Below are 21,328 nucleotides of genomic sequence, written 5' to 3' on the forward strand. Positions count from 1 at the left end.
TGTTGCGCGGAATTGCTGGCCGGGTGATCGCGATTCGGCCTTGCTGAACGGCTGCTATCGGGAAACGCAACTTGCTGCTCTGGGTCGGACTGAGTCATCGGGCTTTGGCTACAATCGGCCAGAAGCTGTCATTGCAAGCTATCTTCAAACGACTTCAGGTTCCAGCCATTCGATCCGGCATGCAGCAAGTCGGTCAGTCTCAGCCGTTTTAAAAATTCCTGGTCGTGTGATGTAACGATCAGCGCGCCACCATAACCCGTCAACAACGCTTCCAATGCTGCCAGCGATGGCAGATCCAGGTGATTGCTCGGCTCATCGAGCAACAGCAATTGCGGAGGCTCATCTGCATAGATCACGCAAGCCAAAGCGGCTTTCAGGCGCTCTCCGCCACTGAGCGAATCTGTTGGTACCGCAATCTTTTGTGCATCCATTCCCAACTGGGCCAAGCGCATGCGGAGCTCGTTCTCGCTGAGCCTGCGGTTGACATCCTGCAGCACCTCGATAGTGGATCGCTTGGCATCCAAGCAATCCAGTCGTTGATCGAGGTAGGCCACGCGGCCAGTGACCTTACACAGCCCAGACAGAGCATCGATTCGCCCTGCGATCACCTTGAGCAAGGTCGATTTCCCGATGCCATTGGGGCCGATCAGGCCTATGCGCTGTTGACCATTGACCTGCAGGCTGATGTGTTGAAGCGGTGGCGGCACGAAGGGCGGGAGCTCTAGGTAGTCCAGCGCCAGCACCTGTCGTTGAGCGACCCCGTTGCTCATGGGCGCGTGCAGGTGGATGTGCACGTCCTCCGCGACCTGCGCGGCGGCATGTCGCACACGTTGCGCAAGTTCGGTCCGTGTCTGAGTCTGTTGGCGTTGCAACTTGCCCATGGACTGATCACTGCGCTCCTTCTGATGGTCAAGCAGGCTTTTGGCTTGATTCGCCTCCTTACCACTGCGGGCTGCGCGAGCCTGACGCTTTTCCTGCCGCTCGCGCTGATCGCGCAAAGCTTGCTCCTCGCGCTTTCGCTCCAATCGGGCGCGTTCCAAGTCGTTCAGTGCATGCTGCTGCTCCTGAGCTTTTGCATTGGCGTAGAACGCGTAGTTGCCGCCATAGCTTCGCAAGCCCAGTGAGGACAGTTCAACAATGCGCGCCATTGCGGCCAGTAACTGCCGGTCATGGCTGATGACCAGAAGTCCCTTGCGCCATTGCTGTAACCATTCAATGAGGCGCAGGCGGCTGGGCTGGTCCAGGTGGTTGCTGGGTTCGTCGAGGATCAGGAAGTCCGCGTTAGACAGCACTGCTCCGACCAAGGCCACGCGCATGGATTCACCACCACTGAGTGCGCTTGCTGGGGCGTGAGCATCCAGATGCCCCAAGCCTTCCTGCGCCAATGCGTTTGCCAACTGCGCAGGTGCATCCCAGTGGGAATCCACCAGGTCAAAGTCAGCCTGCGCACAGCTACCGTTTTCAATGCGTTGCAGCGCGTCGAATACGCCACGCAGGCCTGCCAAGTCAGTCACTGTGGTGCCGTCTTGAGCACTCACCTGTTGGGCGAGGTAATGCACTGCGCCTGATCGCACGCAACGCCCTTGCGTGGGGTGCAATTGACCGGCCAGGATACGAGCTAGAACGGATTTTCCACTACCGTTGCGGCCAACCAAACCTGTGGGGCATTGGCCAAAGTGTTCGTTCACATGGGAGAAAAGAATCTCACCATTCGGGAGTACGAAAGAAACGTCCTCCAACGAGATATAGGGAGTCGCCATACTGTTTCCAAAGATGCAAAGAGCTCCCCCTGCGAATGGGGGCAGTGGAGATTTGCCGTTGTCTCAACGGCCGCATCAATGGCGCATGGGTCTGATTCCTAAAAAATGTATTGGACTGTGAATTATAGCCAAGCGGTCCGCATATCGCGCCGAGAGGCAGCTTGGGGTCGGTTTCTGCCCTTCGGACCTAGTGATACCTGTCTGCTAAAGTATGAATCAGCAGCTCTGACAGTTCCCCGTATGCTTGATGTCACAGCAAGGTGAAGCTACCGTCACCGATGCGTAACCATCACATAGCACCCTTGCTGTCGCCATGCAATCAAGGTGCAGATTGAAAGTCATAGACATGTAGTCATTATGTTGAGGACACAGGCTGGTTACAGCGTCTACGTGCAAAAGGGCCACAGCTGTGGCCCAATTTTTTCCCAAAATATCAATGCCTTAAATCACTTTGTCGCTCTATTCTCCCTACAGCAAGAAATACAGTCGTTTTCGCGCAAACGATTGAAAAACAAGCGCTTTCCTTACCCCGCCAGGGGTGCGTCTTGTGTGGCACTTTTAAGGCCACAAATGAGCGGCAGCGAATTTGGGGATTTATAAGTGCCAGCCAGGTCGAAGAGCTGGCAACGTCATCAGTCAGGGACCCATCGAAGATGGGATGCCAATACTATTCAGTTGATACCCACTACAAATGTCCCATCAAAATGACTGGTGAATTTTTCCTTAACTGCACTATGGTTCTTCATCAACCCTCACTTGCTGCAGTAATGAAATAGCACTGAGCGGCGCCAGTTTGATGGGCGTCCGGGCACCGTGCCGGACCTGCCATCGTGCAGCTATATAGACAAGAATGATGAAGATCATCGCAGCGACACCAAGGCATGCAAAAGGGGCCAAGAACGCTATCGCTTTTAAAACGGTGTCCTGGAAGGTATATCCCAAAGCCAACGCAGAGCCCGCCCAGATAATGGAACCTATCGCGTCGTAAGCAATGAACTTACGCAAGCTTGTCCTGTTCGTTCCGGCAAGCAGTGTCGTCATTGCGCCAGCGCCAGGTAAAAACTTAGCAATCAATAATGCGCTGAGCCCGTATTTTTGATTGAAACTGGTGCTACGCATGACACACTCGTCTGGCGACATGGACAGATGGCAGATTCTGCGAGTCAAGGCGCTGCCGAACCGGCGACCCATCCAGTACCACACCATGTCGGCCGTGAGGCAGGCGAGAACAGCCATACCGAGCATCTGGCAAAGAAAGCCAGCACCAGCCATAGTTGCAGGAAGGGCGCCGGCGACAATTAGTGAGGGATAGGCCGGCACAGGCAACCCAATCTGCTCCAGAAAGACCGTTGCGAACAAGAGTAGCTCGGTGTGCTGTTCGAAGATCTCTCGTGCAAGGTGAAGCAAATGGTCCATGATGTTGTCTCCGTCTGAGCTTTCTGTGTAAAGCCAATTCTAGAGAGCCGCATCATCGCGCGGTAGGCTTGGAGACGGTCTCACTATATTGCCTTCCAGGCATCAATCGAAGCGCGCCATCATCTTGTTGAACCCGACATTGACTCGATACGAATCATTGGTGTTGTGGACATGCCAACCCTCAGCTTTGCTGCCGAAGGTTGGCCGGGATCGATGCGAATGCGCACGGGCAAGCGCTGTACGATCTTCGTGAAGTTGCCGGTAGCATTGTGTGGAGCAATAGGGGAATAGCTGACTCCGCTGGCCGGCCCCACGCTGTCCACGGTTCCTTTCAGTACATCTCCTGGCAGGGCATCCACCTCGATATCAACGGCCTGCCCCTCTTGTACGCGTGCCAGTTGTGTTTCACGGAAATTGGCTCTGATGTAGACAGCATCAAGGGGCACGATCGCTAGCAACGGCTGTCCGATGTGGACAAATGAGCCAACGCGGACCGATCTTTTCCCCACTGTGCCGCTGATCGGTGCAATGATGCGGGTATAGGAAAGCTTCAGCTCAGCGGCTACCTGAGCAGCTTGCGCCTGCGACAGGCCTGCCCTTACTTTTGCCAGATCGGCTTTCAGAATACTCACCTGTTGTCGGGCAATTTCCAAACCGGCTTGGTTGGTTTCCAGCCCAGCGAGCTGAATGTTCAACTGCGCTTCGGCCTGCTGCAGGGCCTGCATCGTTCCCGAGCCATCCTTGGCCAGATTCCGGTAACGCTTACGATTTGCTCTGGCCAGTTTAAGCGAGGCGTCGCTTACGGCAACCGCCGCTTGTGCCTGTCGTATGGTGGATCTCTGTTGCATCAGGCGCGCTTCTAGGCCGGCGATAGTGGCCCGTGCACTGGACACTTGGGCCTTTGTCGCGTTCACTGCCACGACAAAATCACGATCGTCTATGGTAAAGAGCAATTGCCCCTTCTTTACGTGCTGGTTGTCTTCGATCAATACCTCGTCGACAACTCCCGCTACTTGGGGCGCTACCATGGTGAGGTCCGCCTGTACGTACGCATCGTTTGTTGTTTGAGTCGATGCGCTCGATTCGGAACGATTAAGATAGAGAGCACTGCTGATTGCCACTACAAGCAATAGCACGGCACTGATGATTTTAGCTTTCTTTGGTAATGCCATAATCTATTGTCCGTATTAGGGAGATGGGACGGAAGATGCTGCCGTGGCGACATGTGAGCCCGGTGCAGGGATATAACTGAGCCGCAGCACTAAGGGGATCAAAAGGAGTGCCAGAATGCCCAGCACGCGATAGGCATCCGCGATAGACAACACCAGCGATTGTTGGCTGATGATCTGCGTGAGCACGGCAGGTTCGGGAAAAAGCGAGAGAGAGGCATTTGTAAGGGCTGCATGGTTCAGCAGCATCTCGGCATGAAAGCGCCCACGCACAGTAACCAAATGGCCGACCACCGCAGCGCCGAGCAGAACACCGAAGGCTCGCAACGTGTTGACGATACCGGACACATATGGCCCTTCGTGAGGCTGCACAACGCTAGTGCATAGAAATAACATCGATATCACGGCCATGGGCTGGCCAAAGGCCTGCAAGGTTTGCGGGACGACGAATTGATCTCCGTTCCAGTCTGAGCTCAATTGCGCACCGGAAAAGCACGCCAACGAAATCAGCAACAGTCCCAATCCAAATACAAGCCGCGCATCGATCCACTTCTGGTACAGCAGAAGTGCCACACCAGCCCCCAAAATCAGTTGCGGTATGGCAACGATAAGACCAATAGATGCCATCTGTCGTGGTCGGTAGTCTTGAACATGCCCAAGATAGCTTGATGGCAGTAGCGAGCTCGACATTAGCACTACCAACAGGAAGATGAACAGAGTGAAGCCCAACCCCAAATTCCTGCGGCCCATGATCTGCAACTTGATGAATGGGGACGGGTGATACCACTCAGTCAGCAAATAGACGGACAGCAGCACAAGACCGGCCACCAGCGAAAACACAATTAAAGATGAGTGAAACCAGTCCAGCCGGGCACCTTGGTCCAGTGTCACCGCAATAAAACCAAGAGCTGGTATACCGCATGCCATGCCAAACCAGTTAGCCTGCCGGAAGCGCGAGGTCTGGACGGGTTCATTCGGCAAACCCCAAGCGACCAGGTAGCCCGAGATGACAGCCAGGGGAATGACCTGCCAGTACGCCCAGCGCCAGTCGAACACACCATCAGCCCAGTAGCCCGTCAGCCAAATAGAGAGATTGGGCGCGAAGGTGGCGGTCATCGCATACAAGCCCAGCCCATGTAGGCGTATAGGCGGCGGCAGAAACTTCAGGGCAGCCATCATTAATAATGGGATCATCGTGCCGCTGGCAATGCCTTGCAAGAAGCGCAAGATCAACAACAGGTTCAGATCCTGGATGAAGGGCAGCACTAGGGCCAACATCGCACAAGCACCGAGCATCCATAACTCGAAGCGGCGCACTGAGAGCGTTATGGCAAACCACGCCGAAAATGGCATGGCAATAAACTCCCCTGCGCTGTAGACCGTGGTAATCCATGAGGCGCCGTCAAAACCGAATCCAAGGGCGCCACGTATATCCGCAAGTGCCAATGCGCCAACTCGATTGTTCAACCCCGCCATCATGGCAGCGATGAAAATGCCGACAAGTCCCGCCATGAGCCGCATGGAGAAAGTGACCATAGGCGTCCCGGGAGCTGAGGCTACCGCCGGCTGCGACAGTGCAGCGCTATTCATTGGATAGCCCGCGATCGGGAGCTGATCGGCGAGACGATGGGAACTGCCCGGATGCCGAGGTGTTCGCTGAATCATAGTCGGTGATTCGCGGCTCGGTGTTGAGTCCGTCTGGGTCCCAGCCACCTCCCAAGGATTTGTATAGATTGACCACGGTCAGTGCAGCATCGGTTGCGCTGGCATTGAGACGGGTCTGGCTGGCAAGCAGGTTCCGCTGCGCCGTCAGAACGCTTAGATAATCGGCTACGCCTTGCTGGTAACCTCGCTCGGCAATATGCAAGGCCTGCTTGTTCTGTTCATATGAAACCCGCAGCTCACCGTATTGACTCTGCTGGGCGGCCCAGGCATCGAGAGCATTGTCCACTTCGTGCCAGGCTCGCAAAACCGTTTGCCTATACGCGATGGCAGCGGATTTTTGCCGTGCTTCATTCAGAGCCAGGCGTTGCATCAATCGCCCGCCCTGGAAGATAGGAAGGTAAATCGTCGGTCCTATCGAAAACAGGCGGGAGTCCCAGCTATCTAGATCACCGCTTTCGAATGCTTCTACGCCGACTCTGCCTTTCAACCCGATACGCGGATAGAAGTCGGCCTTCGCCGCGCCGATGGCCGCTGTGGCAGCATGAAGCTGCGCTTCGGCACTCAGAATGTCGGGGCGCCGATGGGCCAACTCAGAAGGGATTCCAACTGGTATGCGAGTCGGAATCGAAGGCAAGGGCATGCCTTTGCGTAGTTCCGCATCGAGCGCGCGAGGCTTTTCTCCCAATAGCAAGGCAAGCGCGTTCATCAGCAGGTTTCTGTGCGCAACCAACTCGGGCACAGTGGCCTTGGTCGTCGCCAACTGCGCACTGGCTGATGAGGTTTCGAATCGAGTTGCGACGCCGTTGCGCACACGGCTTTCAGCCAGCCTCAAGGTACGCTGCGCAATTATGAGGTTCTCTTGAGCGATATCCAGCTGGGACTGTATTCCGCGAAGCTGCAAATAGGTCCGGGCAACTTCGGCGGATATGGATACCCTAACAGCCTCGCGGTCATACACAATGGCTTCCATGGACGCAGCTGCGCCTTCTCGCACTCGTCGCGCCCGGCCCCACAGATCAATCTCCCAACCGGCGTCAAACCCTATCTGCCAGAAGTCGCTGGGACCCGCAGGCGCGCCCAAAGCGACAAACTTGCCATGTTCGCTGAGCCTCTCACGCGTGTAGCGGGAACTGGCTGCTACGCGGGGCTGCAACTGCGAGGAAGCGATACCAAGCTGCGCCCGGCTTTGTTCAATGCGTTCGGACGCCAGTTGCAGATCCAGATTTTCATCCTGTGCACGCATTTGCAGCGTCGCCAGCAACGGATCGTTGAATAACAGCCACCACTTCGTAGGTACCTTGACCTCCGAAATCGAGAGAGGCACCATATAGTCCTGCCGGGGAGCTAGCACCACTTTGCTAAGCCCGCTGTCAGGTGCCATGAAATCAGGGCCGACCGTGCAACCAGCCAGAGAAGCCGTGCATAACACAGCGCCTATGCACCGATACAATTGTGAAAGCACTGTTTTTGAGATCATGGCGATGTCCAGCCGGATAGTGCCCCGGCACTGCAAAGACATCCTTATGACTGTCTTCAGAACAAATCTTAGGCGTAGTCGAGGAGCGGCAGTAGGGCCGTAAATGGGCTCAAGGTGTTGTCTCTGCAACAACAATCGACTATTGTCACTATTCTTGAACGCATGAAATAGACCAAACCGCGAATACGTAATCGTGAACAAACCGAGTTTCAGAAACTCTATGAAACACCAGCCAACGCTGAAAAAGCTGCCGACATAACCATCTGCCCATGACCGACGCTGCACCTATCTTTGATCAGCTTCGCTCACGATTGCAGCAAATCGCGTATCGAATGCTGGGCTCGGTCGCCGAAGCCGAAGACGTCGTGCAAGACGCGTGGCTACGCTGGCATGGGGCGGCCAATCATAGTATCGACAACGAAGAAGCCTGGCTCGTCGCTGTCACGACGCGCTTATCTATCGACAGGCTTCGCGCCGTCAAGGCGCAGCGTGAACATTACTCCGGCATATGGTTGCCCGAGCCTCTCATGACTGAGTTTCCGGCTACGCCGGAAGAAATCCGCGAGCGCGCCGACGATGTATCCATGGCTTATCTACTGCTGCTCGAACGGCTAACGCCCGAAGCGCGTGCAGCGTTTCTTTTGCACGAGGTGTTTGATGCTGACTATGACCAGATTGCAGAAACCCTCGGGAAGACGCAGGCGGCATGTCGGCAGTTGGTGAGCCGCGCAAGAGCACAACTGCGTAATGACCAGCCGCGCTTTACCGTGTCGCCCAAAACGCATCACAGTTTATTACAGACGTTTGCGCAGGTACTCGAGCACGGAGATTTTGCCGAAATCACTGCGCTGCTGGCCGAAGATGCCGTATTGATGGGCGATGGCGGCGGCAAGGTAACCAGTTTTCCGAAGCCTATGCTTGGGGGCAGGCGGATTGCGCAGCTTTTCTTTGCCGCATCACTCCGCTACAAGACCGAGCTTCGCATGGAACTTGCCGCGCTAAATGAACAGTGGGCATTGCTGCGTTATATCCAGGGTGAGCTCGAATCGGCATTAATGTTCGAAGTTGACGGCGAACGTATCACCCGCATTTTCGTTCAGCGCAATCCCGACAAGCTGACACGTATCGCTGCGGCATATATGCGTAGCTGAGTATTTGCTCGCGATCTTCGGAGCTCAGCCCATATCAGGGAACTCCTGTTTGGTGCGCATGAGACAACACAGTGAGCCCGCTTGCGTGTCTACCGCCATACACCATTGCTCCCTACGATGATGACATGCGGCCTTCTGCCGTGATCAGGGCCCTGCAAACCAGGGCGCTGCCCTCATCATCATCGTCTGGAGCAATCATGACACATCGCATCAACTACATTCAGCAATCCCCCGAACTGTTCAAGAAATTCATGGAGTTCAGCACCGCCCTGAACAACACCACAATCGAACAGGCAATCCGCGACTTGGTTTCAATTCGAGCCTCTCAGCTCAACGGCTGCGGATTTTGCCTCGACATGCACGTAAAGGAGGCACGCATCCATGGCGAGCGGGAACTGCGTATTCACCATTTGGCGGCATGGCGCGAATCCACACTCTTTGCACCACGCGAACGCGCAGCACTCGCTTGGGCCGAAGTGCTAACAAAACTGCCTGAACACGGTGTATCGGACGAGATCTACGAACGAGTGCGGACTCAATTGAGTGAAAAAGAGCTGTCTGACTTGACGTTCGATGTAATGGCCATTAATGCATGGAATCGCGCGAATGTCGCGTTTAAGACTGTACCGGGTTCGGCCGATAAGGCTTTTGGCTTGGACAAAGCCAACCTCGCCTGAACGGCATCTTGTTGCCAGTATGCCGACTGGCTTGGCCCGGACAATCGGGCTTCCTCTGTGGAGATTAATTATGAATAGCTTAGACAACACCTTAATCCTCAATAACGTGGGTACCAATGAACTAGTTCCGTCGCGCTACGCAGTGCAGGTTGGCGAAATCGAAGTGCTGGTGATCAGCGATGGCGTACTACCGCTCCCAACCGCGATGTTGGGACACAACGCCGACCCAGCCATCCGGGCAGCCTGGATGGAAGACATGTTCCTGCCTCCAGACGCTTTCGACTGGGCACTGAACGTGGTCGTGGTACGCAGCGGCGAGCAGACGATACTGATCGACGCTGGGCTAGGATCGGACCCCGACTTACAATTACCTCGAGCAGGGCAGACGGTCAAGCGGCTACAGTCCGCTGGCATCGACCTTCGCTCAGTAACTGACGTGGTACTCACTCATATGCACATGGACCACATTGGCGGGCTACTCGTCGAAGGGGTGAAGGACCAGTTGCGCCCGGATCTCCGTATCCATGTGGCAGCCGCCGAGGTCAAGTTCTGGGAGTCGCCCGATTTCTCTCTCACCTCGATGCCTTCTGGGTTCCCGGACGCGCTTCGGTCAACTGCGACGCGGTTCATAAAAGAGTACGGCAGCTACCTGCGACCTTTCGAGGACGAATACGAGGTAGCCCCGGGGGTGGTCGCCCGTCGTACCGGTGGTCATACGCCCGGGCACGTCGTAGTCCGCGTAGCGTCTGGCGGCGAAGGGCTAACGTTCGCCGGTGACGCTGTGTTTACAGTCGGATTCGAGCATCCTGACTGGCACAACGGCTTCGAACATGACCCCGAGGAGGCTGCCCGTGTTCGGGTCGGTCTTTTGCGGGAAGTAGCGGCAACCAGCGAACTACTGGTAGCCACTCACCTACCGTTCCCATCCGTCGGCCGAGTGGCGGTCGATGGCGACGTATTCCGCTGGGTACCGGTCTTCTGGGACTACTGACCGTCTGTGGGTCCGATCCGAACAATCGGGCTTTCTCTTTGGAGTTTTTACTATGGTTATCCTAAAACAAGCTGCGTTCAGCCTATTGATGACCGCAGGCATACTAACCGGCGTGGCTCAAGCAGCCCCGCCCGAAGCGATAGTCAAGCAGGTTATGACTAAGCCGCTGGACGATTACCCGGGCAAGGAAGCCCTCATGATTACGGTCGACTATCCCCCCGGGGCTGTGGACCCAGTGCATCGGCATCGTGCACACAGCTTCGTTTATGTGTTGGAAGGTTCGATCGTGATGCAAGTGCAAGGTGGTCAAGAAGTGACGCTGACACAAGGACAAAGCTTCTACGAAGGTCCCAACGACTTGCATACCATCGGGCGTAACGCCAGTCAGACGCAACCGGCGAAATTTTTGGTTTTGCTGCTGAAAGATCAAAACGTACCGTTCTTCATCCTGGAGCATTAGGCCGTTTCGGTGCTAATGTAACGATTTGAAAAAACGAGGCGAACAGAGTCACACAGGGAAGTATTCATACGTCTAGTCAAGTATGAATACTCCCACTTCCCTCCCTACACCGAATGAGCAATCGCGCCGCGTCCCAGCCAGCGCGGCCGACTCGCTCGCCAATAGTTTTGTCACCAGTTACGCGGGTGTTGTTGCATTTCTGGCCGTGGCCGACGAAGGCAGCTTCTCGCGAGCCAGCGATCGCTTGGGCATAGGCCGCTCGGCAGTGAGCCGCAGTGTGCAAAAGCTTGAAGCGCAACTCGATGCCCGCCTGTTTCACCGAACGACGCGCAGCACGGCGCTAACCCGCGAAGGCGAATTGTTCTACGAAAACTGCCAGCCAGGAGTGACGCGTATCGTGCAGGCGCTGGAAGATTTGCGCGAATTGCGAAACGGCCCGCCGCGAGGCCATCTGCGCATACATTCGACACCCGGTTTTGGACGCAAGGTGATTGCCCCGCTGCTGCAGAGCTTCCATGCGCAGTACCCCGATATCACGTTGGAGCTGTTGCTGGACGACCGGCCTGCCGATTTCACTGCAGACCGTATCGATGTGTCGTTTCGCGATGGACGAATGGAAGACTGCGATATCGTGGCGCGCCAGTTGATTTCGATGCAAATGGTCGTATGCGCTTCGCCCGGCTATGCAGCTGCCAATGGCCTTCCGCGCCGTGTCGATGATCTGACTCAGCATCGCTGCGTCAACTTTCGTATGGCGTCGGGGCGCGCGAGAGAATGGGAATTCAAGATCGATGGCTATGCCCAGAGGTATTTGCCGTCCGCCGAACATACGTTCAACGATCTGGATCTGATCGTACAGGCGGTACTGCATGACCAGGGCATCGCGCAACTCCCCGCTTACTTGGTGTGCGATCTGCTCAATGACCAGAAACTGGTCGCTTGCCTTGCACAGCATGCCCCCGACGATGGCGGCCATTATTTGTGCTACCTAAGCCGCAAACAGCTTCCCGCAAGAATTCGCGTATTCGTTGACCACATCGCCGAACAAATTCGCTCACTTGACCTGCAATGCCTGACCACGCTGGCGAACGCCGCTGCGGCCTGATGAGTGCATCCATTGATGCACTCAATGCAACACCATGAGTCCGTTTCCGGCTCTACCGCAAGTCCGCGCTCAATCCTACAATTTTCATACATACCCACCATCAGGAGAATGCTATGAAAATCGTTGTCATTGGAGGCACTGGCCTCATCGGTAGCAAGGTCGTCCAAAAGCTAAAAGATCAAGGGCATGAAGTTATTGCAGCGGCCCCTGCAACAGGTATCAACACCATCACGGGTGAAGGGCTGACACAAGCCATGGTAGACACCGCTGTTGTGGTAGACCTTGCCAACTCCCCGTCGTTCGCCGATAAAGATGTTTTGGAGTTCTTTGAAGCCTCCGGCCGCAACATCTTAGCCGCCGAAATTGCGGCCGGAGTGCAACATCACGTTGCCCTATCCGTTGTAGGAACCGACCGCTTAGCACAAAGCGGCTATTTCCGCGGAAAAATTGCACAAGAGAAACTCATACGCGAATCTGGCGTGCCTTATACCATCGTCCAATCAACGCAATTCTTCGAATTTCTGGGCGGTATTGCACAGGCAGGTAGCTCCGGTGAAGCCGTTCGGATATCTCCGGCGTTCTTCCAGCCGATTTCATCAGACGACGTCGCTGCGGCTGTAGCGGACTACGCTGTTCACAGCCCTTGCAATGGCATCGTCGAGATTGCCGGTCCGGAACGTGTAAGACTGTCTGACCTGGTTCGACGTTACCTGGAGGCGACGGCCGATTCACGTAGGGTTGTAGAGGACGTACACGCTCCTTACTTCGGCGCAGAGCTTAAAAGCGACACGCTTATGCCAGGCATCAATCCTCGTCTCGGCTCCGTGAACTTTGATGCCTGGTTCGCTCAGTCGAGCACATCGAGGTAAGTAACAAGCTCAGCAAATTATGGCCACATTAAAAGCACCACCCCTATCCTTACTAGACAAATACCGCGGACGCGATACGCGAACGCTTTACTCGACCACCGTCACGGTGACAGGCGGCGATGCTAGCCATGGGCGGGCGTCTGGCGTTGCTCGCTCTGATGACGGTAACCTGGACGTCCACCTGCGCCTGCCAGAGGCGCTGGGCGGACCGGGCGGAGGCTCCAATCCGGAGCAACTGTTCGCAGCCGGATATGCCGCCTGTTTTCACGGTGCCCTGAGCTTGCTCGCAGCGCGTGATGGGATCGCAATTCCTAACAGTTCTGTGCAGGTCCAGGTCGACTTTAGCCGTGACCCGATGGATGGCTTGTTCGTCCTGACCGCTCACACGCGGATTCGTTTACCCGGCGTAGAGCGAGCTATCGCCGAAGAACTGGTCCGCAACACCGAACGCTTTTGCCCGTATACAAAGATGGCACGGCAAGGCATTACAAATATTGTGGCGCTTGTGCCGACGGATGAGACTGGCGAGCAGTAATACCGGAAATTAACCTTCTTCTTTCTTGAGTAACACAATGACCAAATTCAATAACCAAGTCGTGCTGGTGACCGGCGGTGGCGCCGGCATTGGCCTCTCTGCGGCATCAACGTTTGCCAAGCAGGGCGCTCGCGTAGTCATCACCGGTCGTAGACAGGAAGCACTCGAGCAGTCTGTGCGCACCGCATCTGGCATCGATTACATCGTGGCCGACGCTGGCAACCCTTCCGATGCTACGCGAACTATCGATGAACTCATACGTCGACACGGACGGCTGGATGTACTGGTCAACAATGCAGGTGCCGGTGCCGTTCTCCCTTTGTCACAGGCCAACTTTGCGCAAATTAACGAAATATTCTCTGTTAACGTCATTGGCCCGTCGTTGCTGGCTACGGCGGCACTGCCTTATTTGAAGCAGTCCGGCGGCACCATTGTCAATGTAACAAGTACCTTCGGACACAAGGCGGCAGAGGCCCTCTCGCACTATGCAGCCAGCAAGGCGGCGCTCGAGCATATGACCAAGTGTTGGGCGCTCGAACTTGCGTCCGACGGCATACGAGTAAATGCCGTTGCCGCAGGTCCTACAGAAAGCGATTTTCTCTCGGAAAGAATGAAGTTGTCGGCTCAGCAAATCGAAAACATCAAGGCGAGTGAGCGTGCCCGCATTCCGCTCGGTAGACGCGGTCTGCCCGATGATGTGGCTGGCTGGATCGTTGCGCTCGCGTCCCCCGATGCTGCCTGGGTCACCGGTCAGGTGTTTGCCATTGATGGCGGACTCAGTGTGACCTAATTCGAGAGTGTCCGTCAGCATGCTGGCAACCAACCCCACTAGTGCTAACAGCAAATCTTCTCAACTCCGAGGTTAACAATCATGCGAACTCCAACTGACAATACTCGTGCTACTCTTCCCCAAAGCTCGCTTATCGAAAGCGGTCCAGCTGCAGAGAAGCTGATTGCATCTAGCTTCATAACGGCACCACCGGCGACAGCCAAAACGGCAGTTAAAGGGAATAGCAAATCCGCCTCGAGATCAGTCAATATCATCACGGCGGCCGATGGTACACACCTTTACTACAAGGACTGGGGCGAAGGTCGCCCCGTAGTCTTCAGTCATGGGTGGCCGCTGAGCTCGGATAGCTGGGAGGCACAGATGCTATTCCTAGCATCCCAGGGTTTTCGTACCGTAGCTCACGATCGCCGCGGTCATGGACGCTCCAGTCAGCCATGGCATGGCAATGACATGGACACCTATGCTGATGACCTTGCCGCCGTTATCGAAACTCTAGATCTGCAGGACATAGTACTGGTGGGGTTTTCGACGGGTGGTGGGGAAGTCGCCCGTTATATCGGGCGTCATGGTACATCCCGTGTTTCGAAGGCGGTGCTTATCTCTGCCGTGCCTCCCCTGATGCTCAAGACCGCAACAAACCCCCACGGCCTGCCGATCAATGTATTCGACGATATTCGTGCTGCTCAACTTGGCAATCGGGCTCAGTTTTACCGTGACCTACCTGCCGGCCCCTTCTATGGCTTCAACCGCCCAGGCGCCAAAATTTCCCAGGGATTGATTGATGCATGGTGGCAGCAAGGCATGCAAGGCGGGCATAAGAACACGTATGATTCAATTAAGGCTTTTTCCGAAACTGACTTTACTGAGGATCTGAAGAAATTTGATATTCCCACGTTAGTCATTCATGGTGATGATGACCAGATAGTGCCCATTGACGTCGGAGGCCGGCAGTCAGCCGCCCAGATAAAAAATGCCAAACTAATCGTCTATTCCGGCGCGCCCCACGGGCTCACCGAGACGCATAGAGAACGCTTGCATTCCGATCTGTTGACTTTTCTGCAAGGCTAAAACTCGTCTGGTGTTGTCAAGTGGGTGGAAGGAGTATCGTATACGATACTCCTTGAGCGACGACGCTGGCGAAAGGGCTTTAGTCCTTCTCGGGCTGACAAAAACAGATTATCGTGCGGTGGATCGGACATCATATGAGATAGCACATACGCAGGTGATTGTTCATCTTGTTTTAGGAAGCAAGTGCTCTGTTGATCACTATTTCCCATCAACACAAGTTCTTCGGCTAATAATGCGCTGATTTCGGCCAAGTCAGCTCGTTCGAGAGCCTGGACGAAGATCTTGAGCAGACGGTGATGAATTTCCTGGGGCACGAAAAAGTGTGACCGCTCGCCACGCAACTGTACCTTTGCACGGCTAACCAGTTGCCGGCATGCTTCCCGTGTTTTATGTAGTATTTGGGCTATCTGATCGTAGTCGATCTCAAAGATCTCATGCATCAGGAAGGCCGCACGCGCCTCAGGTGCGAGTTGCTCGAGCAGTATTAAGTATGCCATCGACACATCATCAGCTCGCTCATTGATTTCTTGGGGTGTCGCCGGAGATTCTGTCATCTGAAGCTCCGACAGCCATAGTTCTGAATGGTGTTCACGTTGAGTCTTAATGACACGGAGTCTGTCAACGGACAACCTTGTCGTGACTGAGACAAGCCATGCTTCCTCATTCTCAATCTCTTGTCCGGCTGCTGCATTCCATCGCAGCCAAGTTTCTTGAACTATATCTTCGGCTTCGGCGACCGAGCCCAGCATACGATAGGCAATTCTTTGCAGTCGCCGGCCAAGTCGAATGAAAGTATGTTCGTTACCGCCCTCAGTCTGTTGGCTCTGGTGGTCAGCAACTTGGGAAAGTGATTCATGCTTCATGGCATTCCCTCAGGCACGCGCCTTTATATATAGGCTGCTATGGAGGTTGCCGCACTGTGCGCGACAACCTTAGCTCAACTGTGGAGGAAGGCAAGTAGGTCAGCGTTGAACTTGTCTCGGTGCGTCTCGGGCAAACCGTGCGGAGCGTTTGGGTAAACGATCAGCTTCGAGTTTCTTATGAGTTTTGCTGAGGCCCGGCCAGCTGCTTCTATAGGTACGATCTGATCGTCGTCTCCGTGGACGATAAGCGTGGGCACGTCAATCTTTTTAAGATCTTCAGTAAAGTCGGTTTCAGAAAAAGCCTTGATGGATTCGTAGGTGTTGTGGTGACCACCCTGCATACCTTCGCGCCACCATTCGTCGATCAATCCCTGCGATGACTTCGTACCAGGACGATTGAAACCATAGAATGGTCCGGCCGGAAGATCTTTGTAAAACTGTGATCGGTTTGCCACTTGCGCCGTGCGGATTGCATCGAATGCTTCGATCGGCAACCCTTTCGGATTCCTCTCGGTCTTGAGCATCAGCGGCGTCACCGCAGAAACCAGCACGACTTTGGCAATACGCCGCGTACCATGGCGTCCGATGTACCGGGCGACTTCCCCACCACCCGTCGAAAAGCCAACGAGTACGGCGTCTTCCAGTTTTAGCGTTTCGATAACAGTTGCGAGATCATCTGCATAGTGGTCCATGTCGTTGCCCAGCCATGTCTGGCTGGATCGTCCATGACCACGGCGATCGTGAGCCACAGTTCGAAATCCCTGCGAGGCGAGGAACAGCATTTGCGCCTCCCAGCTATCCGAACTGAGAGGCCATCCATGGCATAGTATGACGGTAGGGCCGGAGCCCCAATCCTTGTAGTAGAGCTGTGTGCCGTCAGCCGCGGTGATAATGCTGGCTGACGTCGGAGCAGGCCTGGCGTCTGTTACTGCTACGGGCTTACCGCCCGCAACTGCAGCCTTGGCAACGCCTGAAGTCAAAAGGGCACTAGCGGCGGAGGCGCTGCCAAGCAGCAGACTCCGACGATTGGGGACAAAAACATTCGTACGGGACATGATGATAATCCTTTAAAAGTTGAGCTGCGGCGCAAAAACGCTCTAAATATAAACGACCAGTCATCTATAAATAGAGCAAAAAAAAGGAAACAAATTAATCACTCTAAGATATGCGGTAACGTAGTGTCGATGAAACGCTGAAACGCGTTGCCATTGCGCTCTATCTTGGACCGCAATGTGGCTCCCTCGAAGCTATCTATGATGATCGCCGCCAGCTTATGTGCATGACGCTGTTTGGCAGAACCAGTTGCGCTAAAAAATTCTTTTATGCATAAGGCCAGTGCGGCTTCCCACTTACCCAAAATATGTGTCAAGGTCGAACGTACCTCATCACTGTTATGGGCTAGCTCGAGAGATAGATTCCCTATGAGGCAACCAATTGTGAAGTTGTTCGACGCGTGCTCGTTTATAAGCAATTCAAAGAAGCGTTTGATTCGCATCAAAGGCTTTATGCTTGGGTCATACAGTACGGGGACTAGGCGGTTCTCAATGTCAGTCCAATACTCTTGCAATATGGCAGATGCAAATGACTCCTTGCTGTCAAAATAACTATAAAAAGATCCCTTAGGGATTTTCGCTGCGGCCGCTATGTCTTGAACGCCAGATGCGTGGAATCCGACTTCGTGTACCACGCGCCCGCCGTCTTTGAGGAGGCGCTGGAGAATTTCAGGATTGGGTCGTCTTGACATTTCATTCTTCGCTAGCTAGGAAAACTAAATATAAATGACCGGTCGGTTATTGTCAAAGCATTTTTTAAGAAATCGACGCAGTCAATAGTACTTGCAGCGCTTATTCCAGGTCCTTGGATCAGATTCGCCAGGCTGCTGCGCCGGCTCAGACATTTTTGCGTGCCAGGAGCCGAGCGGTCGCAGTCATAGAAGCTGTTATATAGCGAATTCATTAAGCTCCTTACGCTTCGATGTAAGCGTAAACCTTGCCTGTGCTTATCGCTTCGGCCAGTTCGGCTTTGACTTGCTCACGGCTTTTATTGGCCATTTGGTGCTGTGCAGGATAATTTTGAGGAAACTGCTCGTTGAGCTTTAGGCCGCTCTCGCCTGAACTTACGTTGCCTGTACGGACGGCTTCGGCCAGTTCGGCATTGACCTGTTCACGGCTCTTGGTGGCGACCACCTGCTGTGTAATGTAGTTATTTGGAAATTGCTCGTTAAGCTTTAGGCCACTTTCACCGTAACTAACGTTGCCGGTACGAATGGCTTCAGCGAGTTCTGCTTTGACTTGCTCCCGTGTGACGGGCGCGTCGGTGGTGGCGGCCATGGCTTGGCCGGCAAACATGGTGGTGAATGCGAGCGCAACAGCGCAGGTATGGGTACGTGTCATGATATATCCCTTAAGTAAATGATTGCCTTGAACTATCCCTTGAAAAATATTCAGGGGCTTCGACGAGCTACGTCTTTATCTCGCCGATGTAGTTACTTTAAAAGTGGCAACCAAATGGATAAATGGCTTCGAAGGACATGTACTTTCCACTCTAATGAAACAATGGGAGGTTCTGAAAGAGCCCGTCGGCAAAGACATTGACCACGGATAGGGCTCGGCTGCTAATGCTTACCAGTTGGTAGCCGAGACATAGGTTCTGTCACAATAAAGCATGTGCAATCGCTATGTGACACCGACCGAAGCTGAGATTGAACGGCTTTGGCATATTGGAAACCGGAACCAGCCTCGATGGTGGGAGGCCGCCGTTCACCCTCGCGCTGCCGGCCCATTTATTCGGGAACACGATATCGGGCGTGAGCTGGTGGTCGGCCAGTTGGCTCTTATCCCAGGGGTGCGTCTTGTGTGGCACTTTTAAGGCCACAAATGAGCGACAGCGAATTTGGGGAATTGAAGGTGCCTGCCAGATCGAAGAGCTGGCAACGTCATCAGTCAGGGACCCATCGAAGATGGGGCGCCAATCATGCTCAGTTGGTTGTAATCTTCAGCGACAAATGACATCGAATTTTTAGCGCTATGTGGCTCTGGTTTGATCGAGGATCAGGTGGCGCTATAGGCTGGACGCTGGTGAGATAATCTCAAACGTTGTCCATTGTGCCGTTGAGCTAACGATAATCTGACCGCCATGGGCTTCGATAATGGATTTTGCGATAGCCAGGCCTAGACCGGCCCCTTCACCGTTGCGTTGTCGAGACGCGTCTGGTCTATAGAACCGTTCAAAAATGTGGGGCAGGTGTTCAGCAGGAATGACGGGGCCGGGGTTTTGTATGCGAACCTTTACCACATCGCCCGTAGCTTGAAGGCTTACGTCGACAGTTTCTCCAGTTGGTGTATAACGGATAGCATTGGACAGCAGGTTGCTTAGCGCACGGCGAATCATCAGCCTGTCGCCCGACATGCACACACGCTCGCCCGCCAGTTCTAGGGCAACACCGCGTTCTTCGGCCCAGGCACCGAAATAATCAAAGAGCACCCGGATTTCAACATCGAGATCAATCGTGACAAGTTCTGGTTTCAGGAGATTGTTGTCGGCTTGAGCCAAGAACAGCATATCGCCCACCATCTTTGCCATACGCTCATACTCTTCAAGATTGGAGTACAGTATCTCGCGATACTGTTCGACATCGCGCGCCTGCGAGAGCGCCACTTCAGTCTGCGTTTTGATATTCGTAATCGGGGTGCGCAGTTCATGTGCAATATCTCCCGAGAAGTCAGATAGTCGTTTGAAAACATCTTCGAGACGGTCCAACATCTGATTGAAAGATGTTGCGAGTTCGACTAGCTCAGTGGGGACTGCGTCAGCTGCCAGCCGGATATGCAATTGATCAGACCTGATGCTTCGTATTTCACGGCTTATCCGCCGTATGGGCGCATGACCTTGATGTACGGCCAACCACGTGGCCAGAATCGCGATAAGGCAGGCGAAGACCGTGATGAGGCGAAGATAGTCGCGGAAACTCTCCAGGTAGTGCAAATGGAAGTTAATCCCGGTAGCCACTGCAATGGTAAGCGGGGCCATGCCGGGCAGCCCATCAGGTGCAATCCGTAGAACAGCGCCTCTGAACGTTTCGCCATGGTCTTGCCAGATGCCCACTGTCCCGATCGTGATCTGCTCAACAGGCTGCGCAATAGTCGCAAATCTAGCGAGGTCTGAGCCGGGCGTCGCATAAATCACGGCACCGTTTGCCGTTGATATCCGGTACTGCGCATTGTGGTGGCCGGAGACCGCGTTTGCGAGCCGCCCTCGTAGTGCTTCAGAGCTGTCATTGGGCGGCAGAGTTGCGAGCGTGTGCTTTAACGCTTGAACAACAGCATTCAACTCATCTACGTCCTGTTGGATAAAGTGATCGTTAATTGACCGCTCGATAACCCATCCGAAGGACAGTAGTACCACCGTTATAACCGTTCCGATAGAAACGGTTAGCCGTACGGCCAGAGACGCAGGACGCCGTTTCATCGGCTAGACAGGAAGGGCAACATCTAGCATATAACCCATGCCGCGCACCGTATGGATGAGCTTGGGCTCGTATTCATCATCGATCTTGGCTCGCAGACGTCGGATGGCGACATCAATGACATTGGTGTCGCTGTCAAAATTCATGTCCCAAACTTGGGAGGCAATGAGTGAGCGCGGCAGCACTTCGCCCTGACGTCGTACCAGAAGCTCCAGCAAGGCGAATTCCTTATTCGTAAGGTTTATACGTATCCCATTACGCTGAGCTCGCCGGCGGGGAATGTCGAGAACGAGATCAGCTATCTGCAGTTGATCGTTGAATACAGGGGCGGAACCGCGTCTCAGTAATGTACGTACCCGAGCGAGAAGCTCAGAGAAAGCGAAAGGCTTTACCAGGTAGTCATCCGCCCCAAGTTCCAAGCCCTTTACACGATCGTTAACGCTGTCGCGTGCTGTCAGAAAGAGGACGGGAGTAGGCGATTTTGCATCACGTAGCGCCTGCACAATACGCCATCCATCCACATCGGGCAGCATGACATCCAAAATTATCAGGTCGTAGGATCCTGTCAGCGCAAGATGGTGGCCGTCCAAGCCGGTACGTGCCAAGTCAACCACGAACCCGGACTCCATGAGGCCTTGGCGTACGTAATCGCCCACCTTGATCTCGTCCTCAACAACGAGCAGTTTCATGCGATTGCTCCTGTAATTCGCGTGTAAGCGACCAGCGAAAAGACCTTGTCGCTGCTTGTTCCTGCGTGTCATCCGAGTCTAAAGCTGGGACTCTGACGCACAGATGACCGGATGATTACAACATTGTAATGATCCCTTCAAAACAGGTTTGTGCGAGCTAGCACAGCGACCGTTGCCC

The 21,328-nt window shown here is 54.4% G+C and carries 20 protein-coding genes; 9 read left to right on the plus strand and 11 right to left on the minus strand.

What is annotated here, in order from left to right; translation table 11 throughout:
• Positions 1 to 128: 128 nt before the first annotated feature.
• The 5 genes from ERD84_RS00005 to ERD84_RS00025 all read right to left on the minus strand — a co-directional run bounded on the left by ERD84_RS00005 (position 129) and on the right by ERD84_RS00025 (position 7,487).
• Positions 129 to 1,760 carry an ABC-F family ATP-binding cassette domain-containing protein gene (locus ERD84_RS00005; RefSeq protein ID WP_130037046.1) on the minus strand — a complete coding sequence of 544 codons (1,632 nt, stop codon included), beginning with the start codon at positions 1,758 to 1,760 and terminating at the stop codon, positions 129 to 131.
• Between the two features lie 732 nt (positions 1,761 to 2,492).
• Positions 2,493 to 3,176 (minus strand): DedA family protein, encoded by a 684-nt coding sequence (locus tag ERD84_RS00010; protein WP_130037048.1) that lies wholly within the window; start codon positions 3,174 to 3,176, stop codon positions 2,493 to 2,495.
• Positions 3,177 to 3,295: 119 nt separating this feature from the next.
• Positions 3,296 to 4,348, minus strand: coding sequence for an HlyD family secretion protein (locus ERD84_RS00015; RefSeq protein ID WP_130037050.1), 1,053 nt, complete (start codon positions 4,346 to 4,348; stop codon positions 3,296 to 3,298).
• A gap of 15 nt (positions 4,349 to 4,363) precedes the next feature.
• Positions 4,364 to 5,935 (minus strand): MFS transporter, encoded by a 1,572-nt coding sequence (locus ERD84_RS00020; RefSeq protein WP_209019796.1) that lies wholly within the window; start codon positions 5,933 to 5,935, stop codon positions 4,364 to 4,366.
• Positions 5,928 to 7,487: an efflux transporter outer membrane subunit gene (locus tag ERD84_RS00025; RefSeq protein ID WP_130037052.1), complete on the minus strand. Its 1,560-nt coding sequence runs from the start codon at positions 7,485 to 7,487 to the stop codon at positions 5,928 to 5,930. Before ERD84_RS00025 ends, ERD84_RS00020 begins: the two co-directional genes overlap by 8 nt.
• 269 nt (positions 7,488 to 7,756) lie before the next feature.
• Here ERD84_RS00025 and ERD84_RS00030 point away from each other — a divergent pair, with 269 nt between their 5' ends.
• The 9 genes from ERD84_RS00030 (at position 7,757) to ERD84_RS00070 (ending at position 15,133) form a co-directional block, all read left to right on the plus strand.
• Entirely contained in the window at positions 7,757 to 8,638 is an 882-nt protein-coding gene (locus tag ERD84_RS00030) for an RNA polymerase sigma-70 factor (RefSeq protein WP_130037054.1), read from the plus strand.
• Positions 8,639 to 8,835: 197 nt separating this feature from the next.
• A complete protein-coding gene (locus tag ERD84_RS00035; protein ID WP_130037056.1) occupies positions 8,836 to 9,315 on the plus strand; it encodes a carboxymuconolactone decarboxylase family protein in 480 nt (159 codons plus the stop codon).
• Between the two features lie 70 nt (positions 9,316 to 9,385).
• Entirely contained in the window at positions 9,386 to 10,306 is a 921-nt protein-coding gene (locus ERD84_RS00040) for an MBL fold metallo-hydrolase (protein ID WP_130037058.1), read from the plus strand.
• Between the two features lie 52 nt (positions 10,307 to 10,358).
• A complete protein-coding gene (locus tag ERD84_RS00045) occupies positions 10,359 to 10,766 on the plus strand; it encodes a cupin domain-containing protein (protein ID WP_130037060.1) in 408 nt (135 codons plus the stop codon).
• An 82-nt stretch (positions 10,767 to 10,848) separates the two neighbouring features.
• Positions 10,849 to 11,871 carry a LysR family transcriptional regulator gene (locus tag ERD84_RS00050; RefSeq protein WP_130037062.1) on the plus strand — a complete coding sequence of 341 codons (1,023 nt, stop codon included), beginning with the start codon at positions 10,849 to 10,851 and terminating at the stop codon, positions 11,869 to 11,871.
• Between the two features lie 113 nt (positions 11,872 to 11,984).
• Positions 11,985 to 12,740, plus strand: coding sequence for an SDR family oxidoreductase (locus ERD84_RS00055; protein ID WP_130037064.1), 756 nt, complete (start codon positions 11,985 to 11,987; stop codon positions 12,738 to 12,740).
• A 19-nt stretch (positions 12,741 to 12,759) separates the two neighbouring features.
• The gene (locus ERD84_RS00060; RefSeq protein WP_130037066.1) at positions 12,760 to 13,275 is read left to right on the plus strand and encodes an Ohr family peroxiredoxin; all 516 of its coding nucleotides are present in this window, start codon (positions 12,760 to 12,762) and stop codon (positions 13,273 to 13,275) included.
• Positions 13,276 to 13,312: 37 nt separating this feature from the next.
• Positions 13,313 to 14,065 (plus strand): SDR family NAD(P)-dependent oxidoreductase, encoded by a 753-nt coding sequence (locus ERD84_RS00065; RefSeq protein WP_130037068.1) that lies wholly within the window; start codon positions 13,313 to 13,315, stop codon positions 14,063 to 14,065.
• Between the two features lie 81 nt (positions 14,066 to 14,146).
• Complete coding sequence (locus ERD84_RS00070; RefSeq protein ID WP_130037070.1) at positions 14,147 to 15,133, plus strand: alpha/beta fold hydrolase; 987 nt, start codon at positions 14,147 to 14,149, stop codon at positions 15,131 to 15,133.
• Here the strand turns inward: ERD84_RS00070 and ERD84_RS00075 are convergent.
• The 6 genes from ERD84_RS00075 to ERD84_RS00105 form a co-directional block, all read right to left on the minus strand.
• A complete protein-coding gene (locus ERD84_RS00075; RefSeq protein WP_130037072.1) occupies positions 15,130 to 15,996 on the minus strand; it encodes a sigma-70 family RNA polymerase sigma factor in 867 nt (288 codons plus the stop codon). The two genes, ERD84_RS00070 and ERD84_RS00075, sit on opposite strands and share 4 nt — an antisense overlap.
• 74 nt (positions 15,997 to 16,070) lie before the next feature.
• Positions 16,071 to 17,051 carry an alpha/beta fold hydrolase gene (locus tag ERD84_RS00080; RefSeq protein ID WP_130037074.1) on the minus strand — a complete coding sequence of 327 codons (981 nt, stop codon included), beginning with the start codon at positions 17,049 to 17,051 and terminating at the stop codon, positions 16,071 to 16,073.
• A gap of 98 nt (positions 17,052 to 17,149) precedes the next feature.
• On the minus strand, positions 17,150 to 17,740 hold the full coding sequence (locus tag ERD84_RS00085; RefSeq protein WP_130037076.1) for a TetR/AcrR family transcriptional regulator: 591 nt from the start codon (positions 17,738 to 17,740) through the stop codon (positions 17,150 to 17,152).
• 220 nt (positions 17,741 to 17,960) lie between these two features.
• On the minus strand, positions 17,961 to 18,389 hold the full coding sequence (locus ERD84_RS00090) for a DUF4148 domain-containing protein (protein WP_130037078.1): 429 nt from the start codon (positions 18,387 to 18,389) through the stop codon (positions 17,961 to 17,963).
• Between the two features lie 667 nt (positions 18,390 to 19,056).
• Complete coding sequence (locus ERD84_RS00100; RefSeq protein WP_130037080.1) at positions 19,057 to 20,463, minus strand: Cu(+)/Ag(+) sensor histidine kinase; 1,407 nt, start codon at positions 20,461 to 20,463, stop codon at positions 19,057 to 19,059.
• A gap of 3 nt (positions 20,464 to 20,466) precedes the next feature.
• Positions 20,467 to 21,150: a heavy metal response regulator transcription factor gene (locus ERD84_RS00105; protein ID WP_130037082.1), complete on the minus strand. Its 684-nt coding sequence runs from the start codon at positions 21,148 to 21,150 to the stop codon at positions 20,467 to 20,469.
• Positions 21,151 to 21,328: the final 178 nt, after the last annotated feature.

The organism is Pollutimonas harenae (assembly GCF_004153685.1).
GTDB classification, from domain to species: domain Bacteria; phylum Pseudomonadota; class Gammaproteobacteria; order Burkholderiales; family Burkholderiaceae_B; genus Pusillimonas_C; species Pusillimonas_C harenae.